The sequence below is a fragment of the Corallococcus llansteffanensis genome (genome assembly GCF_003612055.1).
GTDB lineage: Bacteria > Myxococcota > Myxococcia > Myxococcales > Myxococcaceae > Corallococcus > Corallococcus llansteffanensis.
Window position 1 is genome coordinate 17,280 of sequence record NZ_RAWB01000023.1, and the last position, 19,386, is coordinate 36,665.

A 19,386-nucleotide genomic window follows, 5' to 3' on the forward strand; every position below is an offset into this window, starting at 1 on the left:
GGCATGGAGGCGGGGGTCGCGACACCGCTCGCGGCGCGCGTGGCGCGGCTGCAGGGTCTGGACGTGAAGCCGGGCGAGCCCCTGGCGCCGCTCATCAGCGTGCGCGTGGGTGGCCCGGCCGAAGCGCTGGTGCGGCCCCGCTCGCCGGAGGCGCTGGTGGAGCTCTTGCGCTTCGCCCGCGAGGAGGGCGTGCCCGTCACGGTGCTGGGCGGCGGCGCCAACACGCTGGTGGGGGACGGCGGCGTGCCGGGCATCACCGTAAAGCTGCCGCCGGATTTGTTCCCGGAAGAAGTCGACGTCGGCCCGGACGCGGGGCGGGTGACGCTGGGCACGGGCGCCGCCATCGCGCGGCTCGTCAACGTGATGCGGGCGCAGGGGCTGGTGGGCGCGGAGTTCCTCGCGGGCATCCCTGGCACCCTGGGCGGCGCGGTGACGATGAACGCGGGCACGAAGAACGGTGAGTGCTTCCGGGTGGTGGACGCCATCGAGGTGGCCACGGTGGACGGGGTGGGGTGGCTCGCGAAAGCGCAGGTACCGCACACCTACCGTCACGCCACGCTGCCGCCTGGAGGTATCGTCACGCGCGTGCGCTTCGTGCTTCCCAGGGGTGACGTGGTGGCGAGCAAGGCCGCGATGGACGCGGACCTGGGCTACCGCAAGCGCACGCAGCCGTTGAGTCAGCCCAACTTCGGCAGCGTGTTCACCAACCCGCCGGGCGACCATGCCGGGCGGCTGATTGAACTTGTTGGCCTGAAGGGGCACACCCTGGGGCGCGCGCAGGTGTCCCCGCTGCACGCCAACTGGATCGTCAACCTGGGCGGCGCCAGCGCCCGCGACGTGCGGGGCCTCCTCACCCTGATGCAAGCGCGGGTGCTGGAAGCCACGGGCGTCACCCTGCAACCCGAAGTCAAGTGCGTCGGAGTGTTCCTGCCATGAGCAACGGTCCCCGAGGCTTCACCCTGGAAGAGTTGAAGGCGAAGCGCGTGGGCGTGCTGTACGGCGGCCTCTCCTCCGAGCGCGAGGTGTCCCTGCGCACCGGCGCCGCGGTGGCCGGCGCGCTCCGGGGGCTGGGCTACGACGTCGTCGACATCGACGTGGGCAAGGACCTGCCCGCGCGCCTCATCGCGGAGAAGGTGGACGTCGCGTGGCTCGCGCTGCACGGCCGCTTCGGCGAGGACGGCTGCATCCAGGGCCTGCTGGAGGCCATGTTCATCCCCTACACCGGCAGCGGCGTGATGGCCTCCGCGGTGGGTATGGACAAGGTGTACGCGAAGGAGATCTTCCTCTCGCGCGGCATCCCCACGCCGCCCTACCGCGCCTTCGCCACGGCGGAAGCCGCGCTCGCGGAAGCGGACCGCCTCCCGTTCCCCTTCCCGGTGGTGGTGAAGCCCAGCCGCGAGGGCAGCAGCGTGGGCGTGCACATCTGCAAGACGCGCGAGGACTACACGGCCGCCGTGCAGGACGCGGCGAAGCACGCAGGCACGCTGCTCGTGGAGCAGTTCATCAAGGGCCGCGAGGTGCAGGGCGGCGTGCTGGACAACGAGGCCCTGGGCGTCATCGAGGTCAAGGCGGCCCGCGAGTTCTACGACTACGAGGCCAAGTACAAGGCGGGCAGTGGCACCCAGTACCTCTTCCCCGCGCCGCTGCCTCCGGACCTGTACGCGCGCGTCAACGCCGTCTCCCTCGCCGCGCACGTGGCGCTGGGGTGTTCGGGCGGGTCGCGCTCGGACGTCATCGTCACCGAGGCCGGCGACGTGTTCCTGCTGGAAATCAACACGCTGCCCGGAATGACGGCCTCCAGCCTGCTGCCGAAAATCGCGGCGGGGCGGGGCATCGACTTCCCGGCGCTGTGTGAGCGGCTGCTCCAGGGCGCTTCACTCAAGGCTTGAGCCGTTCCCCGTCTTCTTGGAGTTCCGGCCCCTTGGCGGGCCGGGGTGTCCCTGTCGGGCGCTACAGCGACGTGCCTGTAGCCAAAAACTGGCGTGGAGCGATCTCCGCACGCAGCATGCGCCTCCCTACTCATGGCCTTCGGCAAGAACAAGAAACGCCGTCAACTGGACGCCGCATCGCGCAACAACGCGGTGAAGGGCGCCGTCCGCTCGCACGGACCGACGGTGGCGAAGGCGCTGGGGCTGACGGTGGTGACGGCCGCGCTGGTGTGGGGCGGCATCGAACTGCGCGCCTGGGCGCGGGTGTCTCCGCGCTTCGCGCTGGAGTCGGTGTCCTTCACCGGGCTGGAGCGGGCCTCGCGCGCGGAATTGCTGAAGTTGTCGGGGCTGACGGCGGGGCAGAACCTCTGGTCGCTGGACCCGGCCGCGCTCGCGCGGGCCATGGGGCAGCACCCCTGGGTGCGCACGGTGGAGGTGACGCGGCGGTTTCCGCGCGGGGTGTCGGTGGAGGTGGCGGAGCACGCGCCCGCGGCGCTGGCGGTGCTGGGGGACCTGTACGTGCTGGACGAGGAGGGCGAGCCCTTCAAGCGCGTCACCCCGGGGGACGGGCTGGATTTGCCGCTCGTCACGGGGCTGGAGCGGGATGCCTACGTGGCGGACGCGGATGCGGTGCGTGCGCGCTTCCGCGAGGCGCTGGATGTAACCCGTGCTTATGCGCGGCTGTCGCCCGGGCGATCGGAGCGGTTGTCCGAGGTGCGCCTGGAGAACAGCGGGCTTGCGCTGGTGACGGCGACGGGGCAGGAGGTGCGCCTCGGCGTGGGCGATACGGAAGTCAAGCTCCAGCGACTGGCGCGCGTTCGTCGCGAGCTGAGCACGAGAGGGCTTGCAGCCGAGATCATTCGCCTGGATAACCGTGCCCGACCGGGTTGGGTGGCGGTGAGGCTTTCGAGCGGGTCCGACTCCGAGAGGAGCGGGGGCTCGACGCAGTGAGGATGCTTCCTTCACGAAAGTGAGGGGGCCTGGGAGGTTTCAATGGCGAAGCAGAAGTCGGGGGAGATCATCGTCGGCCTCGACATTGGCACGACGAAGATCTGCGCCATCGTGGGCGAGCTGACTGATAGCGGCATCGACATCATCGGCATCGGCACGCACCCGTCGAAGGGTCTGCGCAAGGGCGTCGTGGTCAACATCGAGGCCACGGTGTCGTCCATCCGTCGCGCGGTGGAGGAAGCCGAGTTGATGGCCGGGGCGGAGATCTCCCACGTGTACACGGGGATCGCCGGCGGCCACATCAAGGGCTTCAACTCCCAGGGCATCGTCGCGGTGAAGGACAAGGAGGTCCGCGAGGCGGACATCGCGCGCGTCATCGACGCCGCGAAGGCGGTGGCCATCCCCCTGGACCGGGAGGTCATCCACGTCCTGCCCCAGGAGTTCATCATCGACGACCAGGGCGGCATCAAGGAGCCCCTGGGCATGGCGGGTGTGCGCCTGGAGGCCAAGGTGCACATCGTCACGGGCGCCGTCTCCAGCGCGCAGAACATCGTCAAGTGCGCCAACCGCACCGGGCTCAATGTCTCCGACATCGTGCTGCAGCCGCTGGCCAGCGCGGAGGCGGTGCTGAGCGAGGACGAGAAAGAGCTGGGCGTGTGCCTCGTCGACATCGGCGGCGGCACCACGGACATCGCCATCTTCTCCGGCGGCTCCATCGTCCACACGGCCGTGATTGCCCTGGGCGGCAACAACCTGACGAGCGACATCGCCATCGGTCTGCGCACCCCCGCGCACGAGGCCGAGCGCATCAAGCAGAAGTACGGCTGCGCGCTCGCGTCGATGATCAACAAGGACGAGACGATCGAGGTCCCCAGCGTGGGCGGCCGTCAGCCTCGCGTCCTGGGCCGGCAGATCCTCTCGGAGATCCTGGAGCCGCGCGTGGAGGAGATCTTCCAGCTCGTCCACCGTGAGATCCAGAAGTGCGGCTACGAGGACCTGCTCGCGTCCGGCATCGTCATCACGGGTGGCTCCACGCTGCTCGCGGGCATGCCGGAGCTGGCTGAAGAGGTGCTGGGCCTGCCGGTGCGTCGGGGCATGCCGCGCGGCATCGGCGGTCTGGTGGATGTGGTGAAGAGCCCCATGTACGCCACGGGCGTGGGCCTGGTCGTCTACGGCGCCAAGCACATGGACCGGCGCATGTTCCGCATCCGCGAGGACGGCAACGTCTACAAGAAGGTGAAGGGCCGGATGCGCGAGTGGCTGGAAGAAATCTTCTGAAGTCCGCGGGCGTGATGCCGCGCTGAGTCAGGGCTCCCTTCGGGGGGCCCTTTCGCGTTTCTGGGGACCCGGTCCGGGGCAGGGCGGACGCGTCAACGGTGCACGCTGACGCGTCAGGTGGGAACGCCGGGGGCTTTCCAGTTTCTGGAATCTGGATCCAGCTTCCGGACGCCGCTCGTAAGCATGGAGGGCAAGCCGCACAAGTGTCCGGATTTGGAGGGAATGAAAATCCGACAGACGATGGCGCCCGGCTTGCTAGGGGGGCCTGTGGCTCCCGGAACCATCCCGCTGTTCGCGTGAGCCCTGACCCTATGACCCCACAAACGACTTCGCGGTTGCTGACGCCCCTCCCGGGAGCTCGCAGATCCGCCGCAGGCCTCCTGGCCCTGCTGTGCACCGTGCTCGCCGCTCCCGCCGCGATGGCTGAACCGGACACGTTCGGCCTGGGCAATGGCCACAACGGTGCGCTGACCGTCAACGCGCCCGGCACGGTCATCAACACGTACGCCCGGCTGACGGCGAACGTGACCGCGACCACGAACACCGGCGTGACGGTGACGGACACGACGGGCTTCGCCGTGGGCGACCTGGTGATGGTCTACCAGTCCACCGGCTACTCGGGCACGGCGGCCTCCGGCAACCAGGGGCCGTTCGACTACTCGGCGGAGGCGGGCGGCCGCTGGCAGTTCGCACGCGTGACGTCGCTGACTGGCGTCCGCCTCAACTTCGGTTCGCCCCTCACGGTGTTGTTCACCGGTGGAACGTCGGCGGCGGCGATCCGGACCTCGGCGCAGGCCATCCGGGTGCCCGAGTACACGACGGTGACCATCAACGCGGGCGCCAGCATCGTGGCGAAGGCCTGGTCCAATGACGTGGACCACACGGACAGCCTGGGCGGCATCGTGGTGTTCCTGGCCCAGGGCGCGGTCATCAACAACGGCGCCATCTCCGCCAACGCCGCAGGCTTCCGCGGTGGCGAGTACTTCAACGGGGACGGCGACAACTGCTCGCAGGACGATCAGGCGTATCCGGGTGGCGCCATGAAGGGCGAGGGCATGGTTCCCGCCCGCTACAAGCTGCCCGAGGCGTTCCCGGTGCCCGCGGGCACGACGGGTAAGGGCAACATCCTCAACGCGGGCGGTGGCGGCATCTGCCACAACTCCGGCGGTGGCGGCGGCGGCAACGGTGGCCAGGGCGGCGTCGGCGGTCGGACGTGGACGGGTGACACTGCTCCGGCGCGAGCGGTGGGCGGCCTGGGCGGCGCGAAGATGAACTTCATCCCGACGACGCGCGTTCTGATGGGCGGCGGTGGCGGTTCGGGTCACGGCAATGACGGCGTGGGCGGCGGCGGCGGCAACGCGGGCGGCATCGTGTTCGTCCGTGGCGGCTCGCTGGCGGGCGCGGGCCTCGTCAGCGCGGACGGTGTGGCGGGCGTGAACTCCCAGAACGACGCCGCGGGTGGTGGCGGTTCGGGCGGTACGGTGTCGCTGCGGTTCAATGGGGCGCTGAGCTGCATCACCGGCAACGTCTCCGCGAAGGGTGGCAACGGTGGCAGCAGCTCCGCGGAAGAGCACGGCACGGGCGGTGGCGGCGGCGGCGGCAACATCTTCCTCCAGGGCGCGACCCTCAGCTGCACGACCACGCCCGCCACGGCGACCTCGGGTGGCGCGCCGGGCACGCAGGCGCTCGCGACCTCCGTCTATGACGGTGCGACGTACGGCGCGGCGGTCGGCAACGTCGGCGTTGTCAACACGCTCACGTCCGCGCTGACCACGCCCGCGGCGCCGGTCGTCGTCACGCCGGCCAACGGCTCCACCACGACCAACCGGACGCCTCCCTTCACCGGCACGGGCCCGGCGAACACGACCATCGTCGTCATCGTGGACAACCTGGAGATTGGCCGGACGACGTCCGATGCCTCGGGCAACTGGACCTTCACGCCCACCACGCAGCTCACCGTCGCGGCCCACTCCGTCTACGCGTACGCGGAGACCAACGGCCAGGCGAGCCCCAAGAGCAACACCAACACCTTCACCATCGTCGCCGGGCCGACGGTGGCCATCACCGCTCCGGCCACCGGCTCCACGGTGACGAACCCGAACGTGACGGTGACGGGCACGGCCACGAACGCCACGACTGTGACGGTGACGTTCCAGGGCACGAACTACGGCCCCATCACGGTGACGGGCGGCGCCTGGAGCCAGGCGCTGCCGGGCCCGCTGGCCAACGGCACGTACACGGTGACGGCGGTCTCCCGTAACGCCGCGGGCAACACGAGCACCACGGCGTCCTCCACCTTCACGGTGGCCGTCCCGGTGCCGACGGTGGCCATCAGCACCCCGGCCAACGGGTCGACGACGACCAACCCGAACGTGACGGTGACGGGCACGGCCACGAACGCGACGAGCGTGACGGTCACCTTCCAGGGCACCAACTACGGTCCCATCGCGGTGACCGGTGGCGCCTGGAGCCAGGCACTGCCCGGCCCACTGGCCAATGGCACGTACACCGTGACGGCGGTGTCCACGAATGGCACGACGAACAGCACCACGGCGTCCTCTACCTTCACGGTGGCGGGGCCCACGGTGGCCATCACCGCTCCGGCCAACGGCTCGACGGTGACGAACCCGAACGTGACGGTGACGGGTACGGCCGCGAACGCGACGAGCGTGACGGTCACCTTCCAGGGCACCAACTACGGTCCCATCGCGGTGACCGGTGGCGCCTGGAGCCAGGCGCTGCCCGGCCCGCTGGCCAATGGCACGTACACCGTGACGGCGGTGTCCACGAATGGCACGACGAATAGCTCGACGGCGTCCTCCACGTTCACGGTGAACGTGCCGGCGCCGACGGTGGCCATCACCACCCCGGCCAACGGGTCGACGACGACCAACCCGAACGTGACCGTGACGGGTACGGCCGCGAACGCGACCACTGTCACGGTGACCTTCCAGGGCACGAACTACGGCCCCATCACGGTGACGGGCGGCACCTGGAGCCAGGCGCTCCCGGGCCCGCTGGCCAACGGCACGTACACGGTGACGGCGGTGTCCAGGAACAGCGCGGGCACCAACAGCACCACCGCTTCCTCCACCTTCACGGTGGACCAGACCCCTCCGACGGTGGCCATCAGTACGCCGGGCAACGGGTCGACGATCAACACCCCCACGGTGACGGTCACCGGCACGTCCACGGGCGCGACGTCCGTGTCGCTGACCTTCGAAGGCACGAGCTACGGCCCCATCTCAGTGGATGCCTCCGGTAACTGGAGCTTCCCGCTGCCGGGCCCCCTGCCTGAGGGCTCCTACACCGTGACGGCCGTGTCCAAGGACGCGGCGGGCAACAACAGCCCCCCCGCGACCTCCACCTTCACCCTGGACCTCACGGCTCCGACGGTCGCCATCAGCACGCCGGCCAACGGTTCGACGATTGGCACCTCTGCGGTGACGGTCGTGGGTACCTCCGCGGGCGCGACGTCCGTGACGCTCACCTTCCAGGGGACGGACTACGGTCCCATCTCCGTGGATGGTTCCGGCAACTGGAGCTTCCCGCTGCCGGTCAGCCTGGGCGAAGGCACGTACAGCGTGACGGCGGTGTCCAAGGACGTGGCGGGCAACACCAGCACCCCCGCGAACTCCACCTTCACGGTGGACCTGACCGGCCCGCAGGTGGCCATCAGCACCCCGGTGAACGGCACCTCGGTGGGCACCGGCACGGTGACCGTGACGGGTACGTCCTCGGGCGCGACGTTCGTGACGCTCACCTTCGAGGGCGCCAGCTACGGCCCCATCTCGGTGGATGCCTCGGGTAACTGGAGCCAGGCGCTGCCGGGCCCGCTCGCGGAAGGCACGTACACCGTGACGGCCGTGTCCACGGACGGCGCGGGCAACACCAGCGCCCCCGCGACCTCCACCTTCACGGTGGACCTGACGAAGCCGACGGTGGCCATCACCACCCCGGCCAACGGCTCGACGATTGGCACCGACACGGTGACGGTGACGGGTACGTCCACGGGCGCGACGTCCGTGACGCTCACCTACAACGGCACGAACTACGGCCCCATCCCGGTGGATGGCGCGGGTAACTGGAACTACACGCTGCCGTTCAGCCTGGGCGATGGCACGTACACCGTGACCGCCGTCTCCACGGACGCCGCTGGCAACACCAGCCCTCCTGCCAACACCACCTTCACGGTGGACCTGACGGCGCCGACGGTCGACATCACCACGCCGGCCAACGGATCGACGATCAACACCCCCACGGTGGCGGTGACCGGTACGTCCACGGGTGCGACGTCCGTGACGCTGACCTTCGACGGCACGGACTACGGCCCCATCCCGGTGGACGCCTCGGGCAACTGGACCTACACGCTGCCGGGTCCGCTGGCTGAGGGCACGTACACCGTGACCGTGGTCGCCGAGGACGGCACGGGCAACACCAGCCCTCCCGCTTCCTCCACCTTCACGGTGGACCTGACGAAGCCGACGGTGGCCATCACCACGCCGGCCAACGGCTCGACGGTGGGCACCCCCACGGTGACCGCGACGGGTACGTCCACGGGCGCGACGTCCGTGACGGTGACCTTCCAGGGCACCAACTACGGCCCCATCGCGGTGGACGCTTCGGGCAACTGGAGCCAGGCGCTGCCGGGTCCGCTGGCCGCGGGTACGTACACCGTGACGGCTGTGTCCACGGACGCCGCGGGCAACACCAGCACCACGGCGTCCTCCACCTTCACGGTGGACCTGATGAAGCCGACGGTGGCCATCACCACGCCGGTCAGCGGCACGACGGTGAGCACCTCCACGGTGACCATCGTGGGCACGTCCACGAAGTCGACGTCCGTGACGCTGACGCTCGATGGGACGAACTACGGCCCCATCGCGGTCGACGCCTCGGGCAACTGGAGCTTCCAGCTGCCCGTGACCCTCACGGACCGTCAGTACACCGTGACGGCGGTGTCCTCGGACGGCGCGGGCAACACGAGCGCTCCAGCTTCCACCACCTTCCGGTGGTCCGACTCGGCCGACTCGGACAATGACGGCCTGACGGACGCGGAGGAGGGCACCATCGGCACGGATCCGAACGACCCGGACACCGACGACGACGGCATCCCCGACGGCGTCGAGGTCAAGGTCGGTGGGACGGACCCGCGCGACGACGACTCGGATGATGACGGCATCCTCGACGGCAACGAGGACAAGGACCACGACGGCGTCGTGGACGCCGACGAGACGGATCCGAAGGACTCGGACTCCGACAGCGACGGCCTGACGGATGGCGTGGAGTCCGGCCTCACCACGCCGCAGGGCTCGGACACCGACCCGGCGAAGTACGTGGCGGACAAGGACCCCGCGACGAAGACGAACCCGCTCGACGACGACTTGGATGACGACGGTCTGCTCGACGGCAACGAGGACGCCAACCACGACGGCGCCGTGGACCCCACGGAGACGGACCCGAACAAGGTGGACACGGACGGCGATGGCCTGACGGACGGCCTGGAGTCGGGCCTCACCACGCCCCAGGGCACGGACACCGACCCGGCCATCTTCGTCAAGGACGAGGACCCCACGACCAAGACGAACCCGCTCGACCGCGACACCGACCACGGCAGCGTGTTCGACGGCATCGAGGACGCGAACCACAACGGCCGCGTCGACGTGCGCGAGACGGATCCGAACAACCCCGCGGACGACAAGGACGCGGACGGTGACGGCATCGACAACGCCACGGAGCTGGAGAAGGGGACGGATCCGTTCGACTCCGACACCGACGACGACGGCGTGATGGACGGCACCGACGGCCTGACGGACACGGACGGCGACGGCACCATCGACGCACGCGACCCGGACAGCGACAACGACGGCATCCTCGACGGCACCGAGCTGGGTGTCACCGCGGAGACCGCGCCGACGGGGACCAACCGCCAGTCGCCGAACTTCAAGCCGGACGCGGATCCGTCCACGAAGACGGACCCGAAGAAGGCGGACACTGACGGTGATGGCCTGAAGGACGGCGATGAGGACGCCAACCACGACGGCCGCCGCGCCGACGCGGAGACGGATCCGAGCCAGAAGGACACCGACGGAGGCGGCATCGACGACGGCGTGGAAGTGCAGGGCGGCTCCAACCCGCTCGACGCCAACGACGACTTCCTCGTCGTGGGCCATGGCTGCAGCACGGGTGGGACGGGCTCGCTGGCGCCCTTCGCGCTGATGCTCCTGGCCGTGCCGTTCGTGGGCCGCCGCTTCCGCAAGGGTGGGCAGCTCCTGGCCCGCGCGGGCGGCGTCTTCGCCCTGTTCGTGACCGCGCTCTTCGCGGCCCCGGACGCCCGGGCGCAGGCCACCGCTGTCTCGCAGGCCATCGACGTGCAGCAGTACAAGCCGGGCCCGGGCATCTCGGACGTGCTCGCCGTGCAGGGCGCGCAGGTGCAGCGGCACCTGGGGTGGAACGTGGGGCTGTCGGTCAACTACGCCGACAAGCCGCTCAACTTCTTCGACCCCCGCTCGGACACGTACGTCACCTCCCTGGTGAAGAGCCAGGTGGGCGTGGACCTGATGGGCGCGGTGGGCTTCCTCGACCGCTTCGAAATCGGCGTCGTGCTGCCCGTCACCATCCAGAGCTCGGAGGCTTCGCCGGGCGTGGACTCCTCCTTCTCCAACGGCGTGGGCGGTGGCGGCATCGGCGACCTGCGGCTCATCCCGAAGGCGCGGCTGCTGGACCGGGAGAACTTCGGCCTGGCGCTGGCGGTGCCGGTGTCGCTGCCCACGGGCGGCGCGTCGGACTTCCTCGGCGGGTCGGGCGTCTCCGTCAACCCGCGCCTCGTCGCGGAGTACGGTCGGCGCTTCCGGGTGCTCGCCAACCTGGGCGTGGACCTGCGCAAGTCGGAGCAGCTGCGCAACCTGAACACCGGCAGCGCGCTGGCGTACGGGCTGGGCGCGGAGCTGCCCTTCGAGCTGGGCAAGGTGCCCCTGGCGCTGGACGCCACGCTGGCGGGCACGCTGGGCTTCAAGCAGCAGGACGAGGAGGAGCGTCCGCTGGAGCTGCTCGCGGCCCTGAAGTACCGCCCGACGACGGGCGGGCTCGCCGCCCACGTGGGCGCGGGCCCGGGCCTGACGCACGGCTACGGCACGCCCACCTTCCGCGTGCTCGCGGGGCTCAGCTACAGCACGCCCGAGCGTGCCCCGGCGCCGCCCCGGCCGGTGTGCCCTGAGGGCCCGGAGGACTTCGACGGCTTCCAGGACGCGGACGGCTGCGCGGACCCGGACAACGACAGCGACGGCATCCCGGACACGGCGGACAAGTGCCCGCTGGAGCCGGAGACGGTCAACGACTTCGAGGACGCCGACGGCTGCCCGGACACGAAGCCCCTGCCGCCGCCTCCGCCGGTGGACACCGACGGCGATGGCCTGATGGATCCGGACGACAAGTGCCCCAACGCGCCCGAGGACAAGGACGGCTTCCAGGACGAGGACGGCTGCCCGGACCCGGACAACGACCGTGACGGCATCGCGGATGTGGCGGACAAGTGCCCGCTGGAGCCGGAGACCATCAACGGCGTCACCGACGAGGACGGCTGCCCCGACAAGGGCAAGGTCAAGGTGCTCGTCGAGGGCGAGCGCATCCTCATCCTGGAGAAGGTCTACTTCGCCACCGGCAAGGACGTCATCCTGCCGCGCTCGTTCCCGCTCCTGAAGCAGGTGGCCGCCGTGTTGCGCGCCAACCCGCAGGTGGAGCTGCTCAGCGTGGAAGGCCACACGGACGACCAGGGCAAGGACGCCGCCAACCTGGACCTGTCCAAGCGCCGCGCCGCCAACGTGCGCACGTTCCTCGTGAACGACGGCATCGCCGCGGAGCGCCTGCAGTCCGAGGGCTTCGGTGAGACGAAGCCGGTGGACACCAACAAGACGTCCGCGGGCCGGGAGAACAACCGCCGCGTGGAGTTCAAGATCCTGAAGATGAGCAAGGTCGAAATCGAGCGTCCGGCCCCGTAGTCCTTCACCGTCGTGCTGAAGTACGAAAGGCCCGGTTCCCATCCAGGGAGCCGGGCCTTTTCGTCATCCGGGCCCCACCGCGCCACGTCAGGCCGCGCGCGAGGCACGCACGACCGACCAAGGTGAGTCAGGCGCGCGAGTCAAGAGGGCGTTTCGCCTACCGCGTCGCACGCATGCATGCCGAAGCCGTGCGCGTAAGTGGGCGTCAGGACTCGACACCGCAGCAGGGCGCTACAGGCTGGTAGCGGAATACTTGCCAAAGCGCCCGACTTCCTGATGATTGTCGAAGGCGGCAGTCATCGCGGACGGCGCCGTTGGGCTTCCGCCAAGAGGATCGACATGGACCAGTTCGAGCAGAACAAGCAGGCCGCGAAGATTCGTGTCGTGGGCGCGGGCGGGGCGGGCTGCAACGCGGTCAACACGATGATTCTGTCGAAGCTCGACCGCGTCGATTTCATCGCCGCCAACACCGATGTCCAGGCGCTCGCCGCGAGCAAGGCGCCCACCCGGCTGCAGCTGGGCCAGGCGCTCACCAAGGGGCTGGGTGCCGGCGCCAACCCGGAGATGGGCCGCGAGGCCGCGCTGGAGTCGCGCGATCAGATCGCCGCGGTGCTGGAAGGCGCCGACATGGTCTTCGTGACGGCCGGCATGGGCGGTGGCACCGGCACGGGCGCCGCGCCCATCATCGCGGACATCGCCAAGAGCCTGGGCTGCCTCACGGTGGGCGTCGTCACCAAGCCGTTCCTCTTCGAGGGCAACAAGCGCCGCAAGCAGGCCGAGCAGGGCATCGTGGAGCTCAAGGCCGCGGTGGACACGCTCATCACCATCCCCAACCAGCGCCTGCTGTCGCTCTCCAACGAGCCCATGCCGCTCTTGGAGACGTTCAAGCGCGCGGATGAGGTGCTCCTCAACGCCGTGCAGGGCATCAGCGACCTCATCCAGTACCACGGCTACATCAACGTGGACTTCGCGGATGTGAAGACCATCATGAGCGACAAGGGCCTGGCGCTCATGGGCACGGGCAACGCCTGCGGCGACCGGCGCGCCGTCATCGCCATGCAGCAGGCCATCTCCAGCCCGCTGCTGGAGGACGTCTCCATCGATGGCGCCACGGGCCTGCTCATCAACATCACCGGCGGCCGCGACATGACCCTCCAGGAGGTCAACGAGGCCCTGACGCTGGTGCACGACGCGGCGGACGGCGAGGCGGAGATCATCTTCGGGTCGCTCATCGACGAGCAGATCCAGGACGAGGTGAAGATCACCATCATCGCCACGGGCTTCGTGCACCGCGAGGCGGCCAAGGCGCGCCCCATGACGCAAGTCGTCCAGGTGCCCATGTCCATGCCCATGTCCAGCCGCCCCGCGCCGTCGTCGGTGCTGTCCTCGTCGCGCGAGGAGGTGGCGAGCCTCGTCCCCGCGAAGAGCACGCCCCGTCCGACGATGTCCACGGTGGAGAACCCGAAGTCCTCCATGCAGAGCGCGCGCACGGCCGTGGTGAAGGACGCGGCGCTGCCCCTGGACGAGGATCAGTTCGACATCCCGACGTTCCTGCGCCGCCAGGGTCAGACGGAGCTGCCGTAGGGCAAGAAGGCCGTCAGTTGCGGGGGAGGCGGGCCACGCTCGCCGTGCCCCGGCCCGTGAGGCGGTCGCAGCGGGCGAACAGGCCGTCCACCTCGTCGTAGAGCGCGTCGATGCGCTCCGACGCACGGGGGGCGGGCAGCAGCCCGGTTCCGGACAGTTCCTCCATCCGGGTGCCGGCGCGCTGCAAGAGCTGCAGGGCCTTCAGCAGCGAGCGGCCCCGCTTGGTGCCGTCGGGCGTGAAGAGGGTGCCGCCCTCGTAGAGCGTCACCAGGTTGGCGCGGGTGGCCTGGAGCCGCTCATTGAGCCGGCTCCGGTACAAATCCAGACGGCGAGCGCGACGGGCACCATGCAGGTCCACGACGCCTTCCGTTCCTGTCGAGGGAGGCTTCACGTCGGGCAAGGTACGCCAGGGGCTCGTAGACCCGCAAATTTACGGGACTGTACGGACCTGTTGCGCGCCTGTCCGAGCGCTTGTCAGGCAGGGGGGTGGGGGTTAGTTTGGCCGCCCTTCGCAACGCCGGGGTACCGCCATGTTCCAGAAGCTGCTCATCGCCAACCGGGGTGAAATCGCGCGCCGCATCGGGACGGTGGCCCGGCGGATGGGCGTGAAGACCGTGGCCGTGTACTCGGACGCGGACGCCACGCTGCCCTTCGTGAAGGAAGCGGACGAGGCGGTGCGCATCGGCCCCGCGCCGGCGAAGGACAGCTACCTGAGCATCCCCGCCATCCTGGAGGCGGCGAAGAAGACGGGCGCCCAGGCTGTGCACCCCGGCTACGGCTTCCTGTCGGAGAACGGCGAGTTCGCCCAGGCGTGCGCGGACGCGGGCCTGGTGTTCGTGGGGCCGCCGCCGGAGGCCATGGCGCGGATGAAGGACAAGAGCCAGGCGCGCAAGCTGGTGTCCGCCGCGGGCGTGCCGGTGGTGCCGGGCAGCGACGGCGTCCTTCCGGACGTGCAGAGCGCCCTGGAGGCCGCCGAGCGCATCGGCTACCCGGTGCTGTGCAAGGCCGCCAGCGGCGGTGGCGGCATCGGCATGGCGGCGGCGAACAGCCCCGCGGAGCTGGAGAAGGTGTTCCGCCAGTGCACGGACCGGGCGAAGGCCGCCTTCGGCCGTGAGGGCGTGTACCTGGAGCGCTACTTCCCGGCGCCGCGCCACATCGAGGTCCAGATTCTGGGCGACACCCACGGCCACCTCATCCACGGCCTGGAGCGCGAGTGCTCCATCCAGCGCCGGCACCAGAAGGTGGTGGAGGAGGCCCCGTCGGTGCTGTTCGCGAACGGGAAGAACGCGGCCCTGTCGGAGCAGCTCTTCACGGCGGCCGTCACCGCGGCGAAGACGTTCGGCTACGCCAACGCGGGCACGGTGGAGTTCCTGTACTCGGACGGGCAGGTGTACTTCATCGAGATGAACGCCCGGCTCCAGGTGGAGCACCCGGTGACGGAGCTCACGACGGGCCTGGACCTCATCGGCTGGCAGCTGCGCATCGCCGCGGGCGAAAAGCTGACGGTGAAGCAGGAGGACGTGAAGCGGAAGGGCGCGGCGCTGGAGTTCCGCATCTACGCGGAGGACCCGGTGAAGTACTTCCCGTCCCCCGGCCCGCTGAAGGTGTTCCAGCCGCCCACGGGCGAGGGCGTGCGCCTGGACTCGGGCTACGCCGAGGGCGACGTGGTGACGCCGAACTACGACCCCATGATTGCGAAGCTCATCATCTCCGGCGCCACGCGCGACGAGGCGATTGCCCGCGCGGTGAAGGCGCTGGAGGACTTCCGCATCGAGGGCATCAAGACGAACATCCCGCTCCACCTGCGCATCCTGAAGGCTCCCGCCTTCAGCGCCGGGGAGCTGGACACGCACTTCCTGGATCATCACGCGAAGCCGTAGGGAGCGCGGCAGGCCGCGCTTCATTTTCACACCCGAGGAGGGACTGGTTCATGGCGGACGTTGCGGCGCACATCACGGGAACGGTGTGGAAGATCGAGGTGAAGGTGGGTGACCCGGTGAAGGCCGGGGACACGCTCGTCATCCTCGAGTCGATGAAGATGGAGATGCCGGTGGAGACCACCGAGGACGGCACGGTGAAGGAGATCCGCTGCAAGGAAGCGCAGCCCGTGAACGAGGGTGACGTCCTCGTGGTGCTCGGCTAGGCAGCGGGGACCCGGACGGTGACGGCGCCCACGCTGGGGGTGGAGGACCGCGAGGGCGGTGTGCGGGTGCTCACCGTCTCCAACCCCTCCCGGCGCAATGCCCTGGACGACGCGCTGCTGGCCCGTCTGGACGTGGCGCTGGAGCCCGCCCCCCATGTCCGTGCGCTGCTGGTGCGCGGGCAGGGCGGGCACTTCTGCGCGGGCTATGACTTGACGCACCTGGGGCCGCCCGGCGCGGACGGACGGCTGCCGGACGACGCGCTGGTGGCGTGCCTGCTGAAGCTGGAGCGGCACCCGGCGCCATCGGTGGCGCTGGTGGAGGGCGGCGCGGTGGGCGCGGGCTTCGACCTGGCGGCCTCCTGTGACTTCCGCGTGGGCGCGCCCGACGCGTTCTTCCTCATGCCTCCGGCCCGGCTGGGCATCGTGTACTCGCCGGAGGGGCTGGCGCGCGCGGTGCGGCTGGTGGGGCTCTCACGGGCCAAGCAGCTGTTCCTCACCGCGCGCAGGCTGCCCGCGCCGGAGGCGCTCGCGTGGGGGCTGCTGGACGAGTGCCCGGAGGACGCGGAGGCGCGTGCGCTGGCCTTGTGCGAGACGCTGGCCGCGCAGGCACCGAAGGCGGTGTCGGGGATGAAGGAGGCGTTCGGATTGCTGTCGCGCTCCGCCCTGGCCCCGGAGGACGTCGCGCGGCTGCGCCAGGTGCGCGGCGAGGCGTTTGGCAGTGAGGATGCGAAGGAGGGGCGCGCGGCCTTCCTGGGAAAGCGCGCGCCCCACTTCAACGGTCGCTAGGTGTCGCCGAACAGCTCGCCCATGCGCAGCTGCAGCGCGGAGGCGATCTTGTAGAGCGACGAGATGGACGCGGAGGATTCCGCGCGTTCAATCTGCGACAGCAGGGACACGGACAGGCCGGTGCGGCGGGCAAGCTGCTTGAGCGTGAGCTCCTGCGTCTTGCGGGCGTCGCGGATGGTGCGGCCAATGGCGCGGTGCAGGTCGGCTTCCGGGTCCTGCGACAGACCCTTCTTCTGCAACGCGTTGCGCACGGCGGCCGTGAACTGCTCCGGCTCCATGGGCTTCTTCACGTAGTCGGACGCCTGCGCCTTGAGGGAGGCGACAGCCGTGTCCACGGTGGGGTAGGCCGTGGCGACGATGACCGCGATGTCCGTGTCGTACTTGCGGATCAGCTCCAACACTTCGGTGCCCGACATCTGCGGCATCATCATGTCGAGGATGACGAGGTGGAAGTCGGAGCCCCGGAGGATGTCCACCGTCTGGGTGGGGTCGGTGGTGGTGACCACCTCGTAGCCCTCACGCGTCAGCACCAGCTTGAGGTAGTCGCAGTTGTCCTGCTCGTCATCAACTACCAGGATGCGAATCTGCACAGCGTCTCCTCGCTGCAAGGTTGAGGGAAGTGCTGCGGGGGGGATTACTGGAGGTTCTTCTCGCCGGGCGGATTTTGGGCCTGCGATTCCGCTTCGCTCGGCTTGCTGCTGCTGAGGCTCAAGAGCTCGATGACCCGGGCCCGTCGGGGATGATCCTTGGGTGCAATCTGGAGGAAGAGCCCGTAGTGCTCCTCGCTCTTCTTGAACCTCTGGTCCCTGGCGTAGAGCACCCCGAGCATCAGGTGGCACTCCGGAACCTTGGGGGCGATCCGGGCGCAGTCCTCGGCAATCTCCAGGGCTCCAGGGACGTCCTTCGCCTTGGTCAAGCGCTGGACCTCCTTCTGGATCTCCAGGATGTCGTCCTGGACGCTGGCCGCCGTCTTTCCGCGCATGTACTCGGACGTGGGCGCCGCGGAGGCTTTCTGCACCGAGGTCGTCCCCTCCGGGGCTTCCCCTGAAGGCGCGCGCTGCGCCTCCTGGAGCTGCTTCTTCAGGTCCTCGAAGCGGCTGGCGAAGACGGTGCTCGCGGGGACCGCGCTGAAGGCCTTGACGGCCTCGTCCACCTTGCCGGCGCTCAGGGCCGTCGCGGTGGTGGTGAGGTTCTTGTCGGCCCGGGTCTCCGCGTCCAGTTGCCGCTGCAGCCCCTCCAGCGCCTTGGGACCGGGGCCACCCTTCGTCTTGCGCAGCGTGGCCAGATGCTCGCTGGCGGCGGTGAGGTCGCCTGCCTGGAGCGCGGTCTCGAAGTCCTGCTCCGTCACCTTGGGCTCGGCAGGGGTCTCCGGCGCCGGGGTCTCCGGGGTCTCGGGCGTCGTGCCCTGGACGACCGCCGCCGGCTTGTCCGGGACGGGCGGCGGATTCTCGACGACCGCGGGCGGCGGCGGCTGCGGGTCGGCCGGCGTGCTCACCAGGTCCTGGCCCTTGATGACGAAGAGCGCGGCGCCCGCGGCGATGGACAGGAACGCGACGACCATTCCCACCACGAGCTTCTTCGAACCCGGGCGGCTCCCCTGCGCGGCGAGGTCCTCCGCCAGCGTCCCCGGGCCCACGAAGCGCAGCTTCACGTGGCCCATCTCGATGATGTCGCCGTGGGACAGCGTGGCCTGGGCGTAGCTCTCGCCGTTGACCGTCATCCCGTTGGCGGACTGCATGTCGATGACCCGCCACTCGCCGGTCGCCTCGCGCACGACCTTCGCGTGCGTGCGGGACAGCGAGCGGTGGTCCAGGGCGATGTCGTTCTCCGACGTGCGACCGATCCGCAGCTCGGTGCGGTTGCAGTCGTACTCCTGGCCCTTGAACTCGTTGGGGGCGAGCACCAGCAGCCGGGGCTGCTCGTCCTCCGGGACGCGCTCCACCTTGCGGGGGCGGTCCGCCTCCATCTGGTCCATGCGGATGATGGACGTGGCGTTGCGCCGCACCTCCGCGGAGGGCGGGGTGTGGTCGTGTTCGTCGCCGTCCGCGTCGTCGTCGTCCTCCTCCTCCTCGTCGTCTTGCGACGCGGTGGGCGCGGGGGCATCCACCTCCTCGTCCGGTTCTGCCCGGCGGGAGGCGGGTACCTTGGCGGTGATGGCGCCAGTGGGGGCGGCTGCAGCCGCGCCCTCGACCTGCAAGGCCAGATCGTAGTCGCCGATCTGGATGAGGTCGCCTTCCTTGAGAGGAAGCTGGCCTGCGACGCGCTCGCCGTTGATCCGGGTGCCGTTGTAGCTCCCCAGGTCTTCGAGCACGACGTTTCCATTGAGGCGTACGAGGCGGGCGTGTCGACGTGACACGTTCCGCTCGGTCAGGCGGATCGTGTTGCCCTCCTGACGTCCAATGGTGATTTCGTCGCGCACGAAGGGAACAACGGTCTTGCGCCCCTCGTCGTCTTCGATGATGAGCTTCAGCACGGGTCCGGTCCGAGTACAGCTATAGCAGAATGCCCTTTGCCGAGACAAGCCATGTATCCCCCGAGAACAACAGGGTTTTTTGCCCATCCCACGGTCAGGGGGGCACTGTTGTCCATCGGTCGATTGGCCGGAAGGGGCGGGGAAGGCAGGGTACCGTGGCTGACGGTGGCCCTGGTAGGGGTGCAGGCGATTCTGTACGCGGCCCTGGCGTCCGGGGGGCCTCCGGGGGTGGACGCGCTGGTGCGC

The 19,386-nt window shown here is 69.6% G+C and carries 12 protein-coding genes; 9 read left to right on the plus strand and 3 right to left on the minus strand.

Annotation, left to right across the window (positions count from 1 at the left end; genetic code table 11):
- Positions 1-3 precede the first annotated feature (3 nt).
- From murB to ftsZ, 6 genes are all read left to right on the plus strand, one after another.
- Entirely contained in the window at positions 4-936 is a 933-nt protein-coding gene (murB, locus tag D7V93_RS03800; protein ID WP_120642059.1) for a UDP-N-acetylmuramate dehydrogenase, read from the plus strand.
- Positions 937-959: 23 nt separating this feature from the next.
- Positions 960-1,889 carry a D-alanine--D-alanine ligase gene (locus tag D7V93_RS03805; protein WP_372338288.1) on the plus strand — a complete coding sequence of 310 codons (930 nt, stop codon included), beginning with the start codon at positions 960-962 and terminating at the stop codon, positions 1,887-1,889.
- A 132-nt stretch (positions 1,890-2,021) separates the two neighbouring features.
- On the plus strand, positions 2,022-2,879 hold the full coding sequence (locus D7V93_RS03810) for a cell division protein FtsQ/DivIB (protein ID WP_120642061.1): 858 nt from the start codon (positions 2,022-2,024) through the stop codon (positions 2,877-2,879).
- Between the two features lie 42 nt (positions 2,880-2,921).
- A complete protein-coding gene (ftsA, locus tag D7V93_RS03815; protein WP_120610305.1) occupies positions 2,922-4,157 on the plus strand; it encodes a cell division protein FtsA in 1,236 nt (411 codons plus the stop codon).
- Between the two features lie 335 nt (positions 4,158-4,492).
- Complete coding sequence (agmC, locus tag D7V93_RS03820; protein ID WP_341870906.1) at positions 4,493-12,154, plus strand: adventurous gliding motility protein AgmC; 7,662 nt, start codon at positions 4,493-4,495, stop codon at positions 12,152-12,154.
- 339 nt (positions 12,155-12,493) lie between these two features.
- Positions 12,494-13,738: a cell division protein FtsZ gene (gene ftsZ / locus D7V93_RS03825; RefSeq protein WP_120610304.1), complete on the plus strand. Its 1,245-nt coding sequence runs from the start codon at positions 12,494-12,496 to the stop codon at positions 13,736-13,738.
- A 13-nt stretch (positions 13,739-13,751) separates the two neighbouring features.
- On the opposite strand, the gene D7V93_RS03830 is transcribed toward ftsZ, so the two are convergent.
- Positions 13,752-14,096: a hypothetical protein gene (locus D7V93_RS03830; protein ID WP_244224537.1), complete on the minus strand. Its 345-nt coding sequence runs from the start codon at positions 14,094-14,096 to the stop codon at positions 13,752-13,754.
- A gap of 172 nt (positions 14,097-14,268) precedes the next feature.
- Here D7V93_RS03830 and D7V93_RS03835 point away from each other — a divergent pair, with 172 nt between their 5' ends.
- The 3 genes from D7V93_RS03835 to D7V93_RS03845 are packed head-to-tail and all read left to right on the plus strand — an operon-like array spanning position 14,269 to position 16,667.
- The gene (locus tag D7V93_RS03835; RefSeq protein ID WP_120642062.1) at positions 14,269-15,618 is read left to right on the plus strand and encodes an acetyl-CoA carboxylase biotin carboxylase subunit; all 1,350 of its coding nucleotides are present in this window, start codon (positions 14,269-14,271) and stop codon (positions 15,616-15,618) included.
- Positions 15,619-15,668: 50 nt separating this feature from the next.
- Positions 15,669-15,881: a biotin/lipoyl-binding carrier protein gene (locus tag D7V93_RS03840; protein WP_120610301.1), complete on the plus strand. Its 213-nt coding sequence runs from the start codon at positions 15,669-15,671 to the stop codon at positions 15,879-15,881.
- Positions 15,882-15,899: 18 nt separating this feature from the next.
- A complete protein-coding gene (locus tag D7V93_RS03845) occupies positions 15,900-16,667 on the plus strand; it encodes an enoyl-CoA hydratase/isomerase family protein (RefSeq protein ID WP_120642063.1) in 768 nt (255 codons plus the stop codon).
- On the opposite strand, the gene D7V93_RS03850 is transcribed toward D7V93_RS03845, so the two are convergent.
- Entirely contained in the window at positions 16,664-17,257 is a 594-nt protein-coding gene (locus D7V93_RS03850; protein WP_014398871.1) for a response regulator, read from the minus strand. The genes D7V93_RS03845 and D7V93_RS03850 overlap by 4 nt on opposite strands.
- Positions 17,258-17,301: 44 nt before the next feature.
- Positions 17,302-19,140 carry an FHA domain-containing protein gene (locus tag D7V93_RS03855; protein ID WP_120642064.1) on the minus strand — a complete coding sequence of 613 codons (1,839 nt, stop codon included), beginning with the start codon at positions 19,138-19,140 and terminating at the stop codon, positions 17,302-17,304.
- Positions 19,141-19,386: the final 246 nt, after the last annotated feature.